The organism is Streptomyces sp. NPDC002623, from assembly GCF_053592635.1.
In genome coordinates, this window is the sequence record NZ_JBSFWB010000004.1 from 293809 (window position 1) to 313362 (window position 19554).

Here is a 19554-nt window from a genome sequence, read left to right on the forward strand (position 1 = left end):
GAGGAGAGGGCGTGTTTCACGTGAAACATGCTCTTTGAGAAGAGGGTGTTTCACGTGAAACCGATCGACCCGCGTCTGCTTCGGTACGCCCGCGCCACTCGCCTCTTCCTGGTGGCGGTCGTCGGTCTGGGTGTCGTCGGAGCGGCGCTGGTCATCGCTCAGGCGATGCTCATCGCCGAGGCGGTGGTCGGCGCCTTCCAGCACGGCATGTCGGTCGCCGAGCTGCGCACTCCCCTGCTGCTGTTGGCGGCGGTCGCGCTCGGCCGTGCGCTGGTCGCCTGGCTCACCGAACTCGCCGCACACCGCGCGAGCGCGGCGGTGAAGTCGGAGCTTCGGGGGCGGTTGCTGGAGCGGGCCACCGCGTTGGGGCCCGGCTGGCTGAGCGGGCAGCGCACCGGCTCGCTGGTCGCCCTCGCCACGCGGGGCGTGGACGCTCTCGACGACTACTTCTCGCGCTATCTGCCGCAGTTGGGGCTGGCGGTGGTCGTCCCGGTCGCGGTGCTCGCGCGGATCGTGACCGAGGACTGGGTGTCCGCCGCGATCATCGTCGGGACCCTGCCCCTGATCCCGGTCTTCATGATCCTCATCGGCTGGGCCACCCAGTCGCGGATGGACCGTCAGTGGCAGCTGCTGTCCCGGCTGTCCGGGCACTTTCTGGACGTCGTCGCCGGGCTGCCCACGCTGAAGGTGTTCGGGCGGGCCAAGGCGCAGGCCGACTCGATCCGGCACATCACCGGTGAGTACCGGCAGGCGACCATGCGGACCCTGCGGATCGCGTTCATCTCGTCGTTCGCGCTGGAACTGCTGTCGACGCTCTCGGTGGCCCTGGTCGCCGTGACGATCGGCATGCGGCTCGTGCACGGGGAGATGGACCTGTACATCGGCCTGGTGATCCTTGTGCTCGCGCCCGAGGCGTACCTCCCGCTGCGGCAGGTCGGGGCGCAGTATCACGCGGCGGCCGAGGGACTGGCGGCCGCCGAGGAGATCTTCGAGGTGCTGCAGACGCCGGCACCGGCTCCGGGAACGGTCGAGGTCGTCGAGGGCGGGGTCGCCTTCGAAGGCGTTACCGTCCGCTACCCCGGACGCTCCGCCGATGCCGTCTCGGACGTCTCCTTCACCGTCGACGCCGGCGAGACGGTCGCGCTCGTCGGACCGAGCGGCACGGGCAAGTCGACCCTCCTGAACGCCCTGCTGGGCTTTGTGCGGCCGGCCGAGGGCCGGGTGCTGGCCGGGGGAGTCGACCTCGCAGCGGCTGACCTCGAGCAGTGGCGGTCCCGGATCGCATGGGTGCCGCAGCGCCCGCACCTCTACGCTGGCACGATCGCCGAGAACGTCCGGCTGGCCCGTCCCGACGCCGACGACGCAGCCGTCCGCAGTGCGCTGGCGGATGCGGGGGCGCTGGAGTTCGTCGACGCGCTGCCCACCGGGGCCGACACCGTGCTCGGCGAGGACGGGACCGGGCTGTCCGCCGGGCAGCGGCAACGGCTCGCGCTGGCCCGGGCGTTCCTCGCGGACCGGCCCGTGCTGCTCCTGGACGAGCCGACGGCCGCGCTCGACGGGGAGACCGAGGCGGAGGTCGTGGCGGCCGTACGGCGGCTCGCGGCCGGGCGGACGGTCCTGCTGGTCGTGCACCGGCCGGCACTGCTGGCGGTGGCGGACCGCGTCGTGCGGCTGGCCGACGCCGAGACACGCGGGCCCGTGGAAGCCACCCCCGGGCACGCTCCCGCACCGCGGGAAGAGGCGGCTGCGGTATCCGTCGCGAGCGATGCCGAGCCGGGCCCCGCCGTGACCGGGGGCAGCGTCCTCGCCCGGGTCCGTGCCATGGCCGGAGCCCGGCGCGGTCGGCTCGGCCTGGCGCTGCTGCTGGGAAGCCTCGCCCTCGGCAGTGCCGTGGGACTCATGGCCACCTCCGGTTGGCTCATCTCGCGGGCCTCGCAGCAGCCGCCGGTGCTGTACCTGATGGTGGCCGTGACGGCGACCCGGGCCTTCGGCATCGGGCGGGCGGTGTTCCGGTACGCGGAGCGGCTCGTGTCGCACGACGCCGTGCTGCGGATGCTGGCCGACACCCGGGTCGCCGTCTACCGGCGACTGGAGCGACTGGCGCCCGCCGGGCTGCGGGCGACCCGCCGGGGCGATCTGCTCAGCCGGCTGGTAGCCGACGTGGACGCCCTGCAGGACTATTGGCTGCGCTGGCTGCTGCCCGCCGGGGCCGCCGTGGTCGTGGCGGTCGGGTCCATCGCCTTCACGGCCTGGCTGCTGCCCGCGGCCGGGGCCGTGCTCGCCGCCGGGCTGTTCATGGCAGGGGTGGGCGTCCCGCTGGTCACCGGCGCCGTGGCGCGCCGGGCCGAGCGTCGGCTCGCGCCCGCCCGAGGGGTGCTCGCCACCCGTACGGCCGACCTGCTCACCGGCACCGCCGAACTGACCGTCGCGGGCGCCCTGCCCGCCCGCAGCGCCGAGGTGCGTGCGGCGGACTCCGTGCTCACCCGGATCGCCTCGCGCGCCGCGACCGCCACCGCGCTCGGCGACGGACTGATCGCGCTGCTCTCCGGGCTGACCGTCGCGGCGGCCGCCCTGGTGGGGGCCCAGGCGGTCGCCGACGGTCGACTGAGCGGCGTGACCATGGCCGTCGTCGTCCTCACCCCGCTGGCCGCCTTCGAGGCTGTCCTGGGGCTGCCGCAGGCCGTGCAGTACCGCCAGCGGGTCCGCAGAAGCGCGGAGCGGGTGTTCGAGGTGCTGGACTCCCCCGAGCCGGTGCGCGAGCCGGAGCGGCCCCACCAGAGCCCCGCGTCGCCGTTCCCGCTCGTCGTCGACGGGCTGGCCGCGCGCCACGCCGGAAAGGACCGGGACGCGCTCACCGGAGTCGGTCTCACCCTGACGCGCGGGCGCCGGATCGCGGTCGTCGGACCCTCCGGCTCCGGGAAGACCACGCTCGCCCAGGTGCTGCTGCGCTTCCTGGACGCGGGCGCGGGCTCGTACACGCTCGGTGGAGTGGACGCCCGCTCCCTGGACGGCGACGACGTACGCCGGCTCGTCGGGCTGTGCGCGCAGGACGCACACCTCTTCGACAGCTCGGTCCGAGAGAACCTGCTGCTTGCCAGGAAGGGGGCGAGCGAGGAGGAACTGCGGGACGCGCTGGCGCGGGCCCGGCTGCTGGAGTGGGCCGACGGGCTGCCCGACGGGCTCGACACCCTCGTGGGCGAGCACGGTGCCCGGCTGTCCGGCGGGCAGCGGCAGCGGCTGGCGCTGGCCCGGGCGCTGCTCGCGGACTTCCCGGTCCTGGTGCTCGACGAGCCCGCCGAGCATCTGGACCTGCCGACCGCCGACGCACTCACCCAGGACCTGCTGGCCGCGACCGAGGGCCGCACGACGCTGCTCATCACGCACCGGCTGGCCGGTCTCGAGGCGGTCGACGAGGTGGTCGTGCTGGACGAGGGCCGCGTGGTGCAGCGCGGTCCCTACCTGGCACTGGCCGCCGAGGAGGGGCCGCTGCGGAGGATGGCCGAGCGGGAGGAGGCCTCGGAGCTGCTGGTGGGCGCGCGGTGACCGGCGCGCACCTGCACTTCGAGTCCGGACAGCGTGACTACAGCTCGGCGAGCAGTTGCTCGATGACGACGGCCACGCCGTCCTCGTTGTTGGCGACCGTGTGTCCGGAGGCCGCCGCGAGCACGTCCGGGTGTGCGTTGCCCATCGCGTACGACCGGCCGGCCCAGGTGAGCATCTCGACGTCATTCGGCATGTCCCCGAACGCGACGACCTGCTCGTGGGAGATGCCGCGCTCCGCACAGCACAGGGCCAGCGTGCTGGCCTTGGAGACGCCGGGGCCGCTGATCTCCAGCAGGGCGCTGGGGCTGGAGCGGGTGACGTTGGCGCGGTCGCCGATGGCCAGTCGGGCGAGTGTGAGGAAGGCGTCGGGGTCGAGCGTGGGGTGGAAGGCGAGGATCTTCAGCACCGGCTCGCCGTCCCCGGGTCCGTCCGGCGCCAGCAGTTGCTCGGCCGGCGCGAGATGGTCGGGGATCTCCATGTGCATCTTGGGGTACTCCGGCTCCTGGTTGAAGCCGTAGGTCTGCTCGATGGCGTACATGGTGCCCGGCGCCGCCTCACGCAGCAGCCGTACGGCGTCCAGCGCGTTCTCCCGCGCCAGCTCGCGCACCTTCACGAACCGGTGGGCGCCGGGGCCGCCGTGCAGGTCGACCACGGCGGCGCCGTTGCCGCAGATCGCCAGGCCGTGCCCGTGGACGTGGTCGCTGACGACGTCCATCCAGCGGGCCGGGCGGCCGGTGACGAAGAAGACCTCGATGCCCGCCTCCTCGGCGGCGGCGAGGGCGGCGACGGTGCGCGGCGACACCGACTTGTCGTCGCGCAGCAGGGTGCCGTCGAGATCGGTGGCGATCAGCCGCGGCGGGAGGGCGGCGGCCGGGGTCTCGGGCTGTCGAGTCGCTGAGGTCACCGGGTCATTCTCGCGCATATGTCCGCACGGCCGTGCGGCAGTCCGCACACATGAGGCACGGAGCGGCACAGAGCGGCACCGTTGGCCTGCTGCCGAGGTCAGCGCAGCTGAGCCGGGGCCTCCATGGCGATCTGCTCGAAGATCTTCTCGTCCACGGCGAAGTCGGATTCCGGGATGGGCCAGTGGACCACGATCTCCGTGAAGCCGAGTTCCTGGTGGCGGCCCGCGAAGTCGACGAAGGCGGCCAGGGACTCCAACGGACGGCCGCGGTCCGGCGTGAACCCGGTGAGCAGGATCTTGTCCAGCTCCTGTACGTTCCGCCCGCGCGCGGCACAGGCGTCGGCCAACCGCTCGGCCTGGCCGCGAAGGGCCTGGACCGACTGCTCGGGGGTGCCGTTCTCGTACAGCTTGGGGTCGCCCGTGGTCACCCACGCCTGTCCGTACCGAGCCGCGAGCTGCAGCCCACGCGGTCCGGTCGCGGCGACCGCGAACGGCAGCCGGGGGCGCTGGAGGCAGCCGGGGATGTTGCGTGCCTCGTGCGCCGAGTAGTAGTTGCCCTCGTAGGACACGGAGTCCTCGGTGAGGAGCCGGTCCAGCAGGGGTACGAACTCGGCCAGCCGGTCGGCCCGCTCGCGCGGGGTCCATGGGTCCTGGCCCAGAGCGGTGGCGTCGAAGCCGGTGCCGCCCGCGCCGATCCCCAGGGTCACCCGGCCGTCGGAGATGTCGTCCAGGGAGATCAGCTCCTTGGCGAGGGTCACCGGGTGCCGGAAGTTCGGCGAGGTCACCAGCGTGCCCAGGCGCAGGCGCTCGGTGGCGGACGCGGCGGCGGTCAGCGTCGGGATCGCGCCGAACCACGGGCCGTCGCGGAAGCTGCGCCAGGAGAGGTGGTCGTAGGTGTACGCCGTGTGGAAGCCGAGCTGTTCGGCCCGTGTCCATGTGGAACGGCCTCCCTCGTTCCAGCGGAGGTACGGGAGGATCACGGTGCTCAGGCGCAGACTCATGTCATCGAGCGTATGCGGACGACCGTGTTTCACGTGAAACAGTCACCGCACGCGGCCGCGCAGCCACGGGCTGAGGCCGACCAGGCCTCAGTGGTCGGCAGGGGGCTCAGTGCTGCTCGGGAAAGCGCAGGTAGCGCGGAGGCACGGCCTGCGTCAGCCACACTCCGTTCTCGCTGACGTGGAAGACATGGCCGTCACGGTGCATGGCGCTCGCGTCGACGGAGAGCACCACGGGGCGGCCGCGGCGGGCGCCGACGCGGGTCGCGGTCTCCCGGTCGGCCGAGAGGTGCACGTCGTGCCGGTTCATGGGCCGTAGTCCCTCGGCCCGGATCGCGTCCAGGGAGCGGGCCACGGTCCCGTGGTACAGGTACGACGGTGGGGTCGCCGGGGGGAGTCCGAGATCGACCTCGATGCTGTGGCCCTGGCTGGCGCGGATCCGGGTGCCGTCGATCGCGAAGCGCTTCTTGTCGTTGGCGTCGACGACGTGGTCCAGTTCGTCGCGGGTGAAGTGGAAGCCGTGCGCGGCGCACGCCGCGATGAGCTCGTCGATCTCGACCCAGCCGGCCTCGTCGAGGGAGAGGCCGATGCGCTCGGGCTGGTGTCGCAGGTGCTTCGAGAGGTACTTCGACACCTTCACGGTGCGTCTCTCGTCCATGCCCGTTTTCTGCATGTCCTTTTCGTTCATTCGCTCAGCATGACGTGAGAGACGCGGATCACGCATTTTGTTTTGGGGGGAGGTTTGATCCACAGCCAACTGTAGTTATCCACAGGCTAATTGGCGATTCTGTGGACAACTGGCGGACGATTCAACGGCCTTCGTCAAGATCATCTGACGGGCGGTGGCTTGAGGCAAGGCGGTCCAAGGCGCGGGCCCGCACTTCCTGTTCGGCCGCGAGCGCGAGGAACTCCGCGGCACGCTCCGCGCCGACCAGCGTCTCCACGGCCCGCATTGTGGCGGCCGGGATCCGCACGGAGCGCTGCTCGGCGGAGGCAGCGGCACCGGGCGGAGGATGGTCGCCGTCGAGGTGCCGACGCAGCTGACGGGCGGCGAACAGACGCATGGCACGGGCCAGTTCGGCGTCCACGGTCTGCTGGGCGAGCGGGCGCAGCCGTCGTACGAGCGAGGCGGCCTCGGCCGCGTCCGCGTCGGTCGGACGGTATGGACCTTGGAGGTACCGCGCGAAGACGTGCTCGGTGGTGAACTCCAGGAAGCGGGAGGCGATGTGCTCGACCTGGACCCTCAACTCCCGCAGATGCGCGGTGATTGCCCCGAGCGGAACCCCCGCCGCGTGCAACTCCACTGCCACGGCCAGTTCCTGGGGACTGGGCACGCGGAAGGCGTCGTCGTCGCCGGGCACCGGCTGCAGCACGCCCAGCGCCACGGCGTCGGCGATCGCCGTGTCGTCGGCGGTGCCGGCGAAGCGGGCGGCGAGGTCGGTCCGGGAGACCTGGGAAGGCTCTTCGTCGGTCCAGGGGCCGTCGACCTCGGCGACCAGCCCCAGGACGCCGCCCAGGCCACGGCCGGTGTCATGGGCGTCGAGGAGTTCCTTGATGGAGGCGAGGGTGTAGCCGCGGTCGAGGAGGTCGGCGACCTGGTGGAGCCGGGTGAGATGGACGTCGGAGTAGTGGTTGGCCCGCCCACGGCGCTCGGGGCGGGGGAGCAGACCGCGGTCCTGGTAGGCGCGGATGGTCCGGACGGTCGCCCCGGAGAGCTGGGCGAGGGCCTCGATGCGGTACGGGGGCCTGGCCGCCGAGGGGGCGGCGGTCAAAGTGCCGCTCCCCGGACCGTCGTTGTCGCCGCGCGGGCCGAACCGGCTCCCGCGCGTGCTCGATCGACGCGGTGGCTCACAGGGGCGGTTCCAGGCGCGCCAGTGCCCTCAACGCCCGCGGCAGGAACCGCGACAGCGCGTACGCGCCCTTCGCCTCCACCGTGACCGGAACCAGCGCCTCGTTGCGCGTGACCGCCCGCAGGATCGCGTCCGCGACCTTCTCCGGCGGGAAGTTGCGCAGCCCGTACACGCGCGTGGAGCGTTCCTGGCGGCGGCGCTCCTCCTGCGCGTCCACGCCCACGAAGACGGCCGTGGCGGTGATGTTGGTGTTCACCAGGCCGGGACAGATCGCCGTGACGCCGATGTCCCGGCCGGCCAGTTCCGCGCGCAGGCACTCGCTCAGCATCAGGACCGCCGCCTTGGAGGTGCTGTACGCGGGCAGTGCCTTGGAGGGCTGGTAGGCGGCCGCGGAGGCGATGTTGACGATGTGGCCGCCCTGTCCGCGCTCGGCCATCCGCCGGCCGAAGAGACGGCAACCGTGGATGACGCCCCACAGGTTGACGTCCAGCACCCGGCGCCAGTCGTCCGACGACGTGTCGAAGAAGGAACCCGAAAGACCGATGCCCGCGTTGTTCACCAGCACGTCCAGCACGCCGTGGTCGGTGTGGACCTTCGCCGCGAGCTTCTCCATCGCCTGCTCGTCGGAGACGTCCACCGCCTCCGCCCAGGCCTCGGGCGCGCCGATCAGACGGGACAGCTCGGCGGTGCGGGCCGCGCCCTCCGCGTCCCGGTCGACGGCGATCACCCGGGCCCCGGCCTCGGCGAACGCGAACGCCGTGGCCCGCCCGATACCGCTGGCCGCGCCGGTGACCAGCACCAGCCGCCCGCCGAAACGCTCGGCGTACTCGCCGGCCGCGGCCTTGCGCACCGGCCCTGGACCGCTGCTCTCCCGGTCCTCCCCCGCGTTCTCCCGGTCCTCCCCCGCCCGTTCCCGCTCGATCGACGTGACGAAGTCGTCGATCCAGGAGGCGAGCTGGTCGGGGCGGGTGCGCGGGATCCAGTGCCCGGCGGGGAGGGCGCGCCGGGTCAACCGCGGCACCCACTCCTCCAGTTCGTCGTACAGCCGCTCCGACAGGAACCTGTCCCCCAGGGGCGTGATGAGCTGCACGGGCGCGTGCGCGTACGCGTCGGGGCGCGGGCGGCGCAGCCGGGTCCGTACGTTGTCCCGGTACAGCCAGGCGCCGTGTGCCGCGTCCGACGGCAGCGACGGCGTCGGGTACGCATCGCCCCGGACCTTCTCGACGCGTCGCAGGATGCCCGGCCAGCGCTTGCCGAGCGGCCCGCGCCAGGCGAGTTCGGGCAGCACGGGGGTGTGCAGCAGGTACACGTACCAGGACTTGGCCCCCTGGCCGAGGAGTTGACCGACCCGGCGCGGAGTCGGCCTGGTCAGACGCTTGTTGATCCAGTGGCCGAAGTGGTCGAGGGACGGTCCGGACATCGATGTGAAGGACGCGATCCTGCCCTCGGCGCGGCGCACGGTGACGAACTCCCAGGCCTGCACCGATCCCCAGTCGTGTCCCACCAGGTGCACCGGCCGGTCCGGGCTGACCGCGTCCACGACCGCCAGGAAGTCGTCCGTCAGTTTCTCCAGGGTGAAGCCGCCCCGCAGCGGCTTAGGCACGCCGGAACGGCCGTGGCCCCGGACGTCGTAGAGGACGACATGGAAGCGGTCGGCCAGCCGGGGCGCGACCTCGGACCACACCTCCTTGCTGTCCGGATAGCCGTGCACCAGGACGACCGTCGGATCCGAGGGGTCCCCCAGCTCGGCGACGCACAGCTCTATCCCGCCGGTCCGCACCCGGCGCTCGCGCGCACCTTCGAACGACACCGCTGCCGTCACCTCTCCTCCGCCCAGCGCCGCGTGTGCGGCAGATCGTCGTCCAGCCAGAAGGCGCTCTCCTCGGGATCCTTCGAGTCCGTCACGACGAGGATCTCCTCGAACTTCGCGCCGGTGCCCCGGAAGCCCAGGTGGGGCTCGACCGCCCACAGGCCCGGGCGGGGCGGATGGTCGGAGAAGCGGTACGGCGACCACAGCGGGGACCAGCCCTCACGGTGGCCGTGCAGCGCGTCGGCTGCGAGGCCCTTCAGGGACTGCGTCCCGAACCCGAAGAGACGCGGGGACCAGCGGCGCGGTGCGACCCGGTCCACCTTGTGCGCGATCACGCCGAAGGGGTACGCGCGATGCCGGTTGGCGTAGCCCTGGCGGGCCATGAGGCGATCCACGTCCTCGTAGATCTCCCGCAGCGACCGGCGCTCGCGCACCTCGCGAAGGATCAGCTCGCGGTGCGCCTCCAGGTCGGCCATCAGCTGCTCCTGCACCGGGTGGCGGCCGAGCGCGCCCGAGTAGCCGACGTCCGCCGTGCAGCCCCGGTACACCGGGGCCAGGTCGAGGATGAACGGCATCCCGGGCTCCAGCCGGCGGCCGGTCGGGAAGAACTGGAGCGGGATGCGGAAGTCCACGAACGCCGTGCGGTCGCCGAACCAGGCGAAGGGGAGATGGAACCAGTCCCGGACCCCGCGCTCGCGCAGCCACTCCCGCTGCATCCGAGCCGCTTCGCGCTCCGTCACCCCCGGTCGCAGGTCGGCCGCGACCGCCTCCGCACACTCGTACGCGAGCCGCTGGACCTGCCTGAACCCGTCCAGTTCCGCGGCGAGTTCGCTGTTCACTGCCGTCGTCATGCCGCCCCGTCTTCATCGACTGCGGTACGTGTCCGTAACTTGACACCGGCGAATGTGACAGTTGTTAGAGTCGGCGTCAATAGGGGGTGATCGCAGCTGTGGACAAGTCAGGGACGGGTAGCTCTCAGGTTGGGGATCCCCTAGGGTCCCGTACATCTGAGGTGTGATGCGAAGACGGCTCTCCGGGGTGACGCCCGGAGTGGTCCAGGTCACTACCGTTTGTGCCGTGACTGTGATCGCGACCGAAAGCCTGAGCAAGCGGTTCCCCCGGGTGACCGCTCTTGACCGGCTCTCCGTGGACGTCGGGCCCGGTGTGACCGGGCTCGTCGGAGCCAACGGGGCCGGCAAGTCCACGTTGATCAAGATCCTGCTGGGTCTGTCGCCCGCCACGGAGGGCCGAGCCGAAGTGCTCGGTCTCGACGTCGCGAGCAAGGGCGCCGACATCCGCGAGCGGGTCGGCTACATGCCGGAGCACGACTGTCTGCCGCCCGACGTCTCGGCCACCGAGTTCGTCGTGCACATGGCGCGCATGTCCGGCCTCCCGCCCACCGCCGCCCGCGAGCGCACCGCGGACACCCTGCGCCATGTCGGTCTGTACGAGGAGCGCTACCGCCCCATCGGCGGCTACTCGACCGGCATGAAGCAGCGGGTGAAGCTCGCCCAGGCCCTCGTCCACGACCCCCAGCTGGTCTTCCTGGACGAGCCGACCAACGGCCTCGACCCGGTCGGCCGCGACGAGATGCTCGGCCTGATCCGCCGTATCTACACCGACTTCGGCATCTCGGTCCTGGTCACCTCCCACCTGCTGGGCGAACTGGAACGCACCTGCGACCACGTCGTCGTCGTGGACGGCGGCAAGCTCCTGCGCTCCAGCTCCACCACCGACTTCACCCAGACCACGACCACCCTCGCCATCGAGGTCACCGACACCGACGACCACCCGGACGGCACCCGCGCGGTGCGCGAGGCGCTCCACGCGCGCGGGGTGGACGTCCTGGACGCCAACAGCGGCCTGCCGGGCGCCGGGCACATCCTGCTGCTGACCGCGCAGGGCGAGGAGACGTACGACGTCGTCCGGGACGTGGTCGCCGACCTGGGCCTCGGCCTGGTGCGCATGGAACAGCGCAGGCACCACATCTCCGAGGTCTTCACGGACAGCGACACCGCCGCAGGCACCGGCACCGGCAACGACCAGCAGCGAAAGGAGGCCGTCGGCCATGGCAGTTGAGCACCCGGTCACCGCCCCCTCGGGTGACCAGACCCGGATCCACAACATCGGCTACCGCAGCTACGACGGCCCCCGGCTGGGCCGCGCCTACGCCCGGCGCTCCCTCTACTCGCAGTCCCTGCGCGGCTCCTACGGCCTCGGCCGTTCGGTGAAGTCCAAGGTGCTGCCGATGCTGCTGTTCGTCGTGATGTGCGTGCCCGCGGCCATCATGGTCGCCGTCGCCGTCGCCACGAAGGCCAACGAACTCCCGGTGGACTACACGCGCTACGCGATCGTCATGCAGGCCGTGCTCAGCCTGTACATCGCCTCCCAGGCGCCCCAGTCCGTCTCACGCGACCTGCGCTTCAAGACCGTGCCGCTGTACTTCTCGCGGCCCATCGAGACCGCGGACTACGTACGCGCGAAGTTCGCCGCGCTGGCCTCGGCGCTCTTCGTCCTCACCGCCGCCCCGCTGCTGGTGCTGTACGTGGGCGCACTGCTGGCCAAGCTGGACTTCAGCGACCAGACCAAGGGATTCGCTCAAGGACTCGTCTCCGTGGCACTGCTCTCGCTGCTCTTCGCCGGCATCGGCCTGGTCATCGCCTCGGCGACCCCGCGGCGCGGCTTCGGCATCGCCGCCGTCATCGCCGTCCTGACCATCTCCTACGGCGCCGTCTCCACGCTCCAGGCCATCGCCGAGGCCCAGGACAGCAGCAGCTCCATCCCCTGGATCGGCCTGTTCTCGCCGGTCACGCTGATCGACGGCGTGCAGTCGGCCTTCCTGGGCGCCTCCTCCGCCTTCCCCGGCGGAGTCGGCCCGTCCGACGGAGAGGGCGTGGTCTACGTCCTCGTCGTCCTCGGCCTGATCGCCGCGAGCTACGGCCTTCTGATCCGCCGCTACCGGAAGGTGGGCCTGTGACCACGCTCAACATCGACCACGTCTCCCGCTGGTTCGGCAACGTGGTCGCCGTCAACGACATCACCATGACCATCGGCCCCGGCGTCACCGGCCTGCTCGGCCCCAACGGCGCCGGAAAGTCCACCCTCATCAACATGATGGGCGGCTTCCTGGCCCCCTCCACCGGCACGGTCACCCTCGACGGCCAGCCGGTCTGGCGCAACGAGGACATCTACAAGCACATCGGCATCGTCCCCGAGCGCGAGGCGATGTACGACTTCCTCACCGGCCGCGAATTCGTCGTCGCCAACGCCGAACTGCACGGCCTGGGCGCCAAGGCCGCCCAAAGGGCCCTGACCACGGTCGAGATGGAGTACGCGCAGGACCGCAAGATCTCCACGTACTCCAAGGGCATGCGCCAGCGCGTGAAGATGGCGTCCGCCCTGGTCCACGACCCGTCGCTGCTCCTGCTCGACGAGCCGTTCAACGGGATGGACCCGCGCCAGCGCATGCAGCTCATGGACCTGCTGCGGCGCATGGGCGACGAGGGCCGCACCGTGCTGTTCTCGTCCCACATCCTCGAAGAGGTCGAGCAACTCGCCTGGCACATCGAGGTGGTCGTCGCCGGGAGGCACGCGGCCAGCGGCGACTTCCGCAAGATCCGCCGCCTGATGACCGACCGCCCGCACCGCTACCTGGTGCGCTCCAGCGACGACCGCGCCCTCGCGGCCGCGCTGATCGCCGACCCGTCGACCTCCGGCATCGAAGTCGACCTGGCGGAGGGCGCGTTGCGCATCCAGGCCGTCGACTTCGGCCGCTTCACCGCGCTGCTGCCGAAGGTCGCCAGGGACCACGGCATCCGGCTGCTCACGGTCTCGCCTTCCGACGAGTCCCTCGAGTCCGTGTTCTCGTACCTGGTCGCGGCGTAGGAGGCCCAAAGATGTACGACCCCACAGTCGCCCGACTCACCTACCGGGCCCTGCTCGGCCGTCGCCGGGCCCTCATCCTGAGCGCCCTGCCCCTGCTGCTGATCGCGATCTCCGTGGTCGTGCGCGGCCTGGCCGGCGCCGACGACCAGACGGCGTCCGACCTGCTCGGCGGGCTCGCGCTCGCCACGATGGTCCCGATCATCGGCGTCATCGCCGGCACGGGCGCGATCGGCCCGGAGATCGACGACGGCTCCGTCGTCTACCTGCTGTCCAAACCGCTGAAGCGGCCGACGATCATCTTCACCAAGCTGATCGTGGCGATCGCGGTGACGATGGTCTTCTCCGCCCTGCCGACGCTGATCGCCGGGTTCATCCTCAACGGCAACGGCCAGCAGATCGCCGTGGCCTACACGGTGGCCGCCCTGGTCTCGTCGATCGCCTACGCCGCGCTGTTCCTGCTGCTGGGCACGGTGTCCCGGCACGCGGTGGTCTTCGGTCTCGTCTACGCCCTCGTCTGGGAGGCGCTGTTCGGCTCCCTGGTGCCGGGTGCGCGCACGCTCAGCGTCCAGCAGTGGTCGCTGGCCGTCGCCCACAAGGTGGCCGGCGGGGACCTCGTCACCTCGGACGTCGGCCTGACCACGGCGACCGTGCTGCTGGTCGCGGTGACCGTGCTGGCCACCTGGTACGCGGGCCAGAAGCTGCGGGCGCTCACGCTCGCGGGTGAGGAGTGAGGAGCCCTGCCGGGTGGGCCGTTCGTTCTTGACGGCGGCTTCACCCGCGTCTCTGCACACTGGGCGAAGCGGACACCGCGCGGACGGTGCGCGGACATTGCTGGGAGGACGGGGATGGCGGACGACAAAGCGGTGAGCGGCGGTCGCGGGCCGTCCGAGGGCGAGGTCTGGGACGACCTCGTCCTGGACGAGGACTTCATACGGGCCGCCGAGACGTCCGAGCCGTCCGCCCGGGCCCGGATGCTGGCCGCACGGTGGCGGGCGGAGGAGCCGGAACCACAGCCATGGCGCTCCGACGATCCGCCCGCGGGCTGGTTTTTCAGCAAGGCGCGTCGACGCAGGTGGCGCCGCCGGTAGTGCGGTTGTGGTTCGCGCCGGGTCCTGCGCGTCGCACGGGTGTTTTATTCGGTGGCGTCCAACTCGTCCCTCGGGCAGAGTGGTTGTAGCCCCAGGGCCGGGAATGAACCGGCGTCACAGACCGGGAGAGGAAGCTCGGCGATGTCCATGCACGGCATTGCGTCGAGCTACCTTCAGGGCAGCCAGTGGTGGGTTCGGGTTCCGGAGTAGTTACCCCTCCGTCGAACCCGTCCCGCACAGGGGAGCTGCCCGGGGCGGCCGCTTCGAGCACGCGATGTCGCTCTCGCGTGGGCCGCCCACCCGGCTGGGGGCATACGTCAAAGACGGATCGCCTGCGGCGATCGGGTGACCGCCGGAGTCAGCTCAGCAGGCGTTCCAGGACGACCGCGATGCCGTCGTCCTCGTTGGACGACGTCGTCTCGTTCGCCACTGCCTTCAGTTCCTCGTGGGCGTTGGCCATGGCCACACCGTGCGACGACCAGCCGAACATCGGGATGTCGTTGGGCATGTCGCCGAAGGCGATCGTGTCGGCGGCCTTCAGACCCAGCCGGCGGGCCGCCAGGGAGAGCCCCGTGGCCTTGGAGAGGCCCAGGGGGAGCAGCTCCACGATGCCCTCGCCGGCCATCGCGACCGTGACGAAACCGCCCGCGGCCTGCCGGGCCGCCTCGGCCAGCGCATCGTCCGACAGCTCGGGATGCTGTATGTAGATCTTGTTCAGCGGCGCGGACCACAGGTCGGACACGTCCGTGAAGGGGGTCGAGGGGAGCGCGCCGGTGACCGCGTAACCCGGTCCCACCAGCACGTCTCCGTCCAGGCCGTCCCGGCTCGCCGCCAGGTACAGGGGTCCGACCTCCGCCTCGATCTTGGCCAGCGCCACGCCCGCCAGCTGCCGGTCCAGGGTCACCGACGTCAGCAGCCGGTCCTCGCCGGCGTCGTACACCTGTGCGCCCTGGCCGCAGACCGCGAGGCCCTCGTAGCCGAGGTCCTCGAGGATGTGCTTGGTCCAGGGGACCGCGCGGCCCGTCACGACGATGTGCGCCGCGCCCGCCGCGGTGGCCGCGGCGAGGGCGTCACGGGTGCGCTGCGAGACCGACTGGTCGGAGCGCAGCAGCGTCCCGTCGAGGTCGGTCGCGATCAGGCGGTAGGGGAACGCGGTGGTCACTTGGCCACCGGCTCCAGGAGCTCCCGGCCGCCGAGGTAGGGGCGCAGCACCTCGGGCACGTACACGGAGCCGTCGGCCTGCTGGTGGTTCTCCAGGATCGCGACGATCGTGCGCGGGACCGCGCACAGCGTGCCGTTGAGCGTGGCCAGCGGGCGGACCTGCTTGCCCTCGCGCACGCGGATCGACAGCCGGCGGGACTGGAACTCGGTGCAGTCCGAGGTCGAGGTCAGCTCGCGGTACTTGCCCTGCGTCGGGATCCAGGCCTCGCAGTCGAACTTGCGGGCGGCCGAGGAGCCGAGGTCACCGGAGGCGACGTCGATGACGCGGAACGGCAGCTCCAGCGAGGACAGCCACTGCTTCTCCCACGCCAGCAGCCGCTGGTGCTCGGCCGCCGAGTCCTCGGGCGTGACGTACGAGAACATCTCGACCTTGTCGAACTGGTGGACGCGGAAGATGCCCTTGGTGTCCTTGCCGTGCGAGCCCGCCTCCCGGCGGAAGCAGGGCGAGAAGCCGGCGTAGCGCAGCGGCAGCTTGTCCGCGTCGATGATCTCGTCCATGTGGTACGCGGCGAGAGGGACCTCGGAGGTGCCGACCAGGTAGAGGTCGTCCTTGTCGAGGTGGTAGACGTCCTGGGCCGCCTGGCCGAGGAAGCCGGTGCCCGCCATCGACTGGGGGCGGACCAGGGCGGGCGTCAGCATCGGGGTGAAGCCGGCCGCCGTGGCCTGGGCGATCGCCGCGTTGACGAGGGCGAGCTCCAGGAGTGCGCCGACGCCGGTGAGGAAGTAGAAGCGGGAGCCGGAGACCTTCGCGCCGCGCTCGACGTCGATCGCGCCGAGGATCTGGCCGAGCTCCAGGTGGTCCTTGGGCTCGAAGCCCTCGGCGCCGAAGTCGCGGATCTCGCCGTGCGTCTCCAGCGTGACGAAGTCCTCCTCGCCGCCGACGGGCACGTCGGGGTGCACGAGGTTGCCGAGCCTTTGCAGGAGCTCCTGGGTCTCGGCGTCTGCGGCGTCGCGCTCGGCGTCGGCGACCTTGACGTCGGCGGCGAGCTGGCTCGCCTGCTTCAGCAGCTCGGCCTTCTCGTCCGCGGAGGCTTTGGGGATGAGCTTGCCGAGCGACTTCTGCTCGGCGCGCAGCTCGTCGAAGCGGACGCCGGACGACCTGCGCCGCTCGTCGGCAGACAGGAGAGCGTCGACGAGCGCGACGTCCTCTCCACGGGCGCGCTGGGACGCGCGCACACGGTCGGGGTCCTCACGGAGCAGGCGAAGGTCAATCACGCGGCCAAGGCTACCCGTGCGGGCTTGCGGCTCACGACTCCATTCTGACGCGCGCCTGCTCGCCGTTCCGGCCTTTGTCCTGAATGATGCCTTACGTTCCACTATGGGGTAATTGCCGAGCGTGTCAATAAAAAGTGTCTCACTCCCTGGGACGGGGCATGCGGCGGGCGTTGCGTTGACTCGATTCCCTTGTGGAAAGCGGGACTTGGAGGCGGTGTTGTCCACAGGTGTCCACACGCTCGGAATAGTTATCCACAGGGTGTGCGAAAGATCTGTGGACATCGGAATTGATCATTCCGATACCGCTGTACGGGGTCGTCAATTCCTTGGCCAAACCCGCTCCGGACACACTTTCGGGTGGAAAAGGGTCGCCCCAAAGGATTGATCCAAGGAAACAGGTGGACGAAGGGTGACCCGCGGGGCGAGGGCCTCGAGTGGAGGCGGTAGGGCGATTTGTCGACCGGATGGCACTTCGTTGTCGACTTGTCCCCAGGTCGAGAAGCAGTCCTGTGGATAACTTCTGTGGATAACGAAGATGTGCAGATAGGACCGGACCGGAACCGGGCTAGAACCGGCCGTCCTGGCAGCGCGCGACCCAGTCCGACGCCGCCACGAACTCCCCGTCCGAGGTCCCGGACAGCGGAGCGGCGACGTCCGCAACGCTCACCTCCGCACGCGGGTACGAGCCGAGGAAGCGCACCTCGCGGCAGATCCGCTTCAGCCCCATGAGCGCCTCGGCCATCCGACGGTCGGAGATGTGCCCCTCGGCGTCGATGCAGAAGCAGTAGTTGCCGATGCCGGCGCCCGTCGGACGGGACTGCAGCAGCATCAGGTTGACGCCCCGGGTGGCGAACTCGCCCAGCAGGTCGCGCAGGCCGCCGGGATGGTCGTCGCTCTGCCACAGCACCACGGACGTCTTGTCCGCACCGGTCGGCGCCGCCGGGCGGGCCGGCCGGCCCACCAGCACGAACCGGGTCTGGGCGTTCTCGGCGTCGTGGATCCCGGTCTCCAGGGCGGTCAGCCCGTACCGTGCGGCCGCGAACTCGCCGGCGAAGGCCGCGTCGTAACGGCCCTCCTGGACCAGCCGGGCGGCGTCCGCGTTCGAGGCGGCCGACTCCCAGAGGGCGTCCGGGAGGTTCGCCTTCAGCCAGTTGCGCACCTGCGGCTGCGCGGCCGGATGCGCGGAGACCGTCTTGATGTCCGCCAGCTTCGTGCCGGGCCGCACCAGCAGCGCGAAGGTGATCGACAGCAGCACCTCGCGGTAGATCATCAGCGGCGCGCCCGCGACCAGCTCGTCCAGCGTGGTCGTGATCCCGCCCTCGACGGAGTTCTCGATGGGCACGAACGCGGCCTCGGCCTCGCCGCCGCGCACCGCGTCGAGCGCGGACTGCACCGACACATACGGGATCAGCTGCCGGGTGGCCGCCTCCGGAAGCGTGCGCAGGGCGACCTCCGTGAAGGTGCCCTCGGGGCCGAGATACGCATAGCTCGCTGGCATGACCTCACCCTAATGGCCCTTGCGGAGACAGGCGTACGCATCTCACGGCAGCCCCTGGAAGGAATGAATCCGCCCGAGGGACCGTAACTTCACGAGAACCGTGACTTCCGGTGGCGCCGTGACTTTCCGTGGGGCCCTGGCGTCACGCCACCTCGGCTCATGCTGCCCGGCTCGCGCCACCTCGGCTCGCGCCCGCTCAGCTCATGGCTGCCCGGCTCGCGCCCGCTCGGCTCATGCCTCCAGCAGGCGCTGCCCCACGTACTCCCCCTCTGCCGCGCCGCCGGGCACCGCGAACAGGCCGCTCGCCTCGTGGCGGATGTACTTCGACAGGGCGTCGCCGCGGTCCAGCTTGCGCTGCACGGTGACGAAGGCGCGCAGCGGGTCCGCCTGCCAGCAGACGAACAGCAGGCCCGCGTCCGGAGTGCCGTCCGGGTCGATGCCGTCGTGGTAGGAGAAGGGCCGCCGCAGCATGGCCGCGCCGCCGTTCTGGTCGGGCCGGGTGATACGGGCGTGCGCGTTGATCGGGACGACCAGATCGCCCTTCGCGTCGGTCTTCTCCAGGTCCATCTCGGTCGTCTCGCTGCCCCCGGACAGCGCCGCCCCGTCGGACTTCCGCCGCCCGACGACCTGCTCCTGCGCCTTGAGCGACAGCTTCTCCCAGTCGTCGAGGAGCATGCGGATACGGCGGACGACGGCGTAGGAGCCGTCGGCCATCCAGGCCGGGTCCTTGGTGCCGGACGCCGGGACGAAGATGCGCTCGTCGAAGTCGGAGTCGGTCGGCTTGGGGTTGCGGGTGCCGTCCATCTGGCCCATGAGGTTGCGGGCCGTCATGGGGTGGGCCGTGGCCCCAGGGGTCCGGTTGAAGCCGTTCATCTGCCAGCGAACCTTCGCCGCGCTGCCCGCGTCCTTCTGGATCGCGCGCAGGGCGTGGAAGGCGACCAGAGCGTCGTTCGCGCCGATCTGCACCCACAGGTCGCCATTGCTGCGGGTCTTGTCGAGATGGTCGGAGGAGAAGTCCGGGAGCGGGTCCAGCGCGACCGGACGCTGCTTCTCCAGCCCGGTGCGGGCGAAGAAGCTGTTGCCGAAGCCGAAGGTGACCGTCAGCGAGGAGGGGCCGGCGTCCCGGGCCACATCGGTGTCGTCGTTCGCGGTCGCCTCGCCCGCCATCAGCCGTCGGGCCGTCTCCGACCAGCGGCGCAGCAGTGCGGCGGCCTCCTTGCGGCCCGAGCCGGCCGCGAGGTCGAAGGCGACCAGATGGCCGCGGGCCTGGAGGCCCTGGGTGATGCCGGGCTGATGTTTCACGTGGAACATCGCCTGCCCGGCCCCGATCGAGGAGAGCGGGGTCGCCTGCGCGGGCGCTGCCGCATAGCCCGCGGCCGCGCCCGCCGCGCCGAGGACGAGCCCGGTGGCTCCGGCCGTGCCGAGCAGCTTGCGCCGCGTCAGCCGCTCGGGGGAGGGGGACTCCGACGAAACACTCGAATCGGCGCGTGTGGGGGTCTCGGGTGTGCGGGCCTCTGGAATGGACTGGTCGGGCATGGTGCG

16 protein-coding genes are annotated in these 19554 nt (G+C 71.2%); 6 read left to right on the forward strand and 10 right to left on the reverse strand.

Annotated features, from left to right (window positions below):
- The first annotated feature begins 54 nt into the window (after positions 1-54).
- On the forward strand, positions 55-3543 hold the full coding sequence (gene cydD, locus ACWD4O_RS09380; protein WP_451278976.1) for a thiol reductant ABC exporter subunit CydD: 3489 nt from the start codon (positions 55-57) through the stop codon (positions 3541-3543).
- A gap of 37 nt (positions 3544-3580) precedes the next feature.
- On the opposite strand, the gene ACWD4O_RS09385 is transcribed toward cydD, so the two are convergent.
- The 6 genes from ACWD4O_RS09385 to ACWD4O_RS09410 all read right to left on the reverse strand — a co-directional run bounded on the left by ACWD4O_RS09385 (position 3581) and on the right by ACWD4O_RS09410 (position 9956).
- Positions 3581-4447: a Cof-type HAD-IIB family hydrolase gene (locus ACWD4O_RS09385; RefSeq protein WP_451278978.1), complete on the reverse strand. Its 867-nt coding sequence runs from the start codon at positions 4445-4447 to the stop codon at positions 3581-3583.
- Between the two features lie 98 nt (positions 4448-4545).
- Entirely contained in the window at positions 4546-5448 is a 903-nt protein-coding gene (locus ACWD4O_RS09390) for an LLM class flavin-dependent oxidoreductase (RefSeq protein ID WP_451278980.1), read from the reverse strand.
- A gap of 106 nt (positions 5449-5554) precedes the next feature.
- The gene (locus ACWD4O_RS09395; RefSeq protein WP_451279343.1) at positions 5555-6103 is read right to left on the reverse strand and encodes an RNA 2'-phosphotransferase; all 549 of its coding nucleotides are present in this window, start codon (positions 6101-6103) and stop codon (positions 5555-5557) included.
- A gap of 151 nt (positions 6104-6254) precedes the next feature.
- Positions 6255-7217 carry a MerR family transcriptional regulator gene (locus ACWD4O_RS09400; protein ID WP_451278982.1) on the reverse strand — a complete coding sequence of 321 codons (963 nt, stop codon included), beginning with the start codon at positions 7215-7217 and terminating at the stop codon, positions 6255-6257.
- 76 nt (positions 7218-7293) lie between these two features.
- Positions 7294-9105, reverse strand: coding sequence for an SDR family oxidoreductase (locus ACWD4O_RS09405; RefSeq protein ID WP_451278984.1), 1812 nt, complete (start codon positions 9103-9105; stop codon positions 7294-7296).
- An 8-nt stretch (positions 9106-9113) separates the two neighbouring features.
- Positions 9114-9956 carry a M24 family metallopeptidase gene (locus ACWD4O_RS09410; protein WP_451278986.1) on the reverse strand — a complete coding sequence of 281 codons (843 nt, stop codon included), beginning with the start codon at positions 9954-9956 and terminating at the stop codon, positions 9114-9116.
- Between the two features lie 232 nt (positions 9957-10188).
- Here ACWD4O_RS09410 and ACWD4O_RS09415 point away from each other — a divergent pair, with 232 nt between their 5' ends.
- From ACWD4O_RS09415 to ACWD4O_RS09435, 5 genes are all read left to right on the forward strand, one after another.
- Entirely contained in the window at positions 10189-11184 is a 996-nt protein-coding gene (locus tag ACWD4O_RS09415; RefSeq protein ID WP_450951946.1) for an ABC transporter ATP-binding protein, read from the forward strand.
- Complete coding sequence (locus tag ACWD4O_RS09420; RefSeq protein WP_451278988.1) at positions 11174-12082, forward strand: ABC transporter permease; 909 nt, start codon at positions 11174-11176, stop codon at positions 12080-12082. The genes ACWD4O_RS09415 and ACWD4O_RS09420 overlap by 11 nt, the downstream gene beginning before the upstream one ends.
- Positions 12079-12990: an ABC transporter ATP-binding protein gene (locus ACWD4O_RS09425; protein WP_451278990.1), complete on the forward strand. Its 912-nt coding sequence runs from the start codon at positions 12079-12081 to the stop codon at positions 12988-12990. The genes ACWD4O_RS09420 and ACWD4O_RS09425 overlap by 4 nt, the downstream gene beginning before the upstream one ends.
- An 11-nt stretch (positions 12991-13001) precedes the next feature.
- A complete protein-coding gene (locus ACWD4O_RS09430; protein WP_351907694.1) occupies positions 13002-13721 on the forward strand; it encodes an ABC transporter permease in 720 nt (239 codons plus the stop codon).
- Positions 13722-13835: 114 nt separating this feature from the next.
- Positions 13836-14078: an SGM_3592 family protein gene (locus ACWD4O_RS09435; protein WP_451278993.1), complete on the forward strand. Its 243-nt coding sequence runs from the start codon at positions 13836-13838 to the stop codon at positions 14076-14078.
- Positions 14079-14436: 358 nt separating this feature from the next.
- On the opposite strand, the gene ACWD4O_RS09440 is transcribed toward ACWD4O_RS09435, so the two are convergent.
- The 4 genes from ACWD4O_RS09440 to efeB form a co-directional block, all read right to left on the reverse strand.
- The gene (locus tag ACWD4O_RS09440) at positions 14437-15240 is read right to left on the reverse strand and encodes an HAD family hydrolase (protein ID WP_451278995.1); all 804 of its coding nucleotides are present in this window, start codon (positions 15238-15240) and stop codon (positions 14437-14439) included.
- Entirely contained in the window at positions 15237-16514 is a 1278-nt protein-coding gene (serS, locus tag ACWD4O_RS09445) for a serine--tRNA ligase (RefSeq protein WP_451278997.1), read from the reverse strand. The genes ACWD4O_RS09440 and serS overlap by 4 nt, the downstream gene beginning before the upstream one ends.
- A gap of 565 nt (positions 16515-17079) precedes the next feature.
- Positions 17080-18012: a prephenate dehydratase gene (gene pheA / locus ACWD4O_RS09450; protein ID WP_451278999.1), complete on the reverse strand. Its 933-nt coding sequence runs from the start codon at positions 18010-18012 to the stop codon at positions 17080-17082.
- Positions 18013-18243: 231 nt separating this feature from the next.
- A complete protein-coding gene (gene efeB, locus ACWD4O_RS09455; RefSeq protein ID WP_451279001.1) occupies positions 18244-19548 on the reverse strand; it encodes an iron uptake transporter deferrochelatase/peroxidase subunit in 1305 nt (434 codons plus the stop codon).
- Positions 19549-19554: the final 6 nt, after the last annotated feature.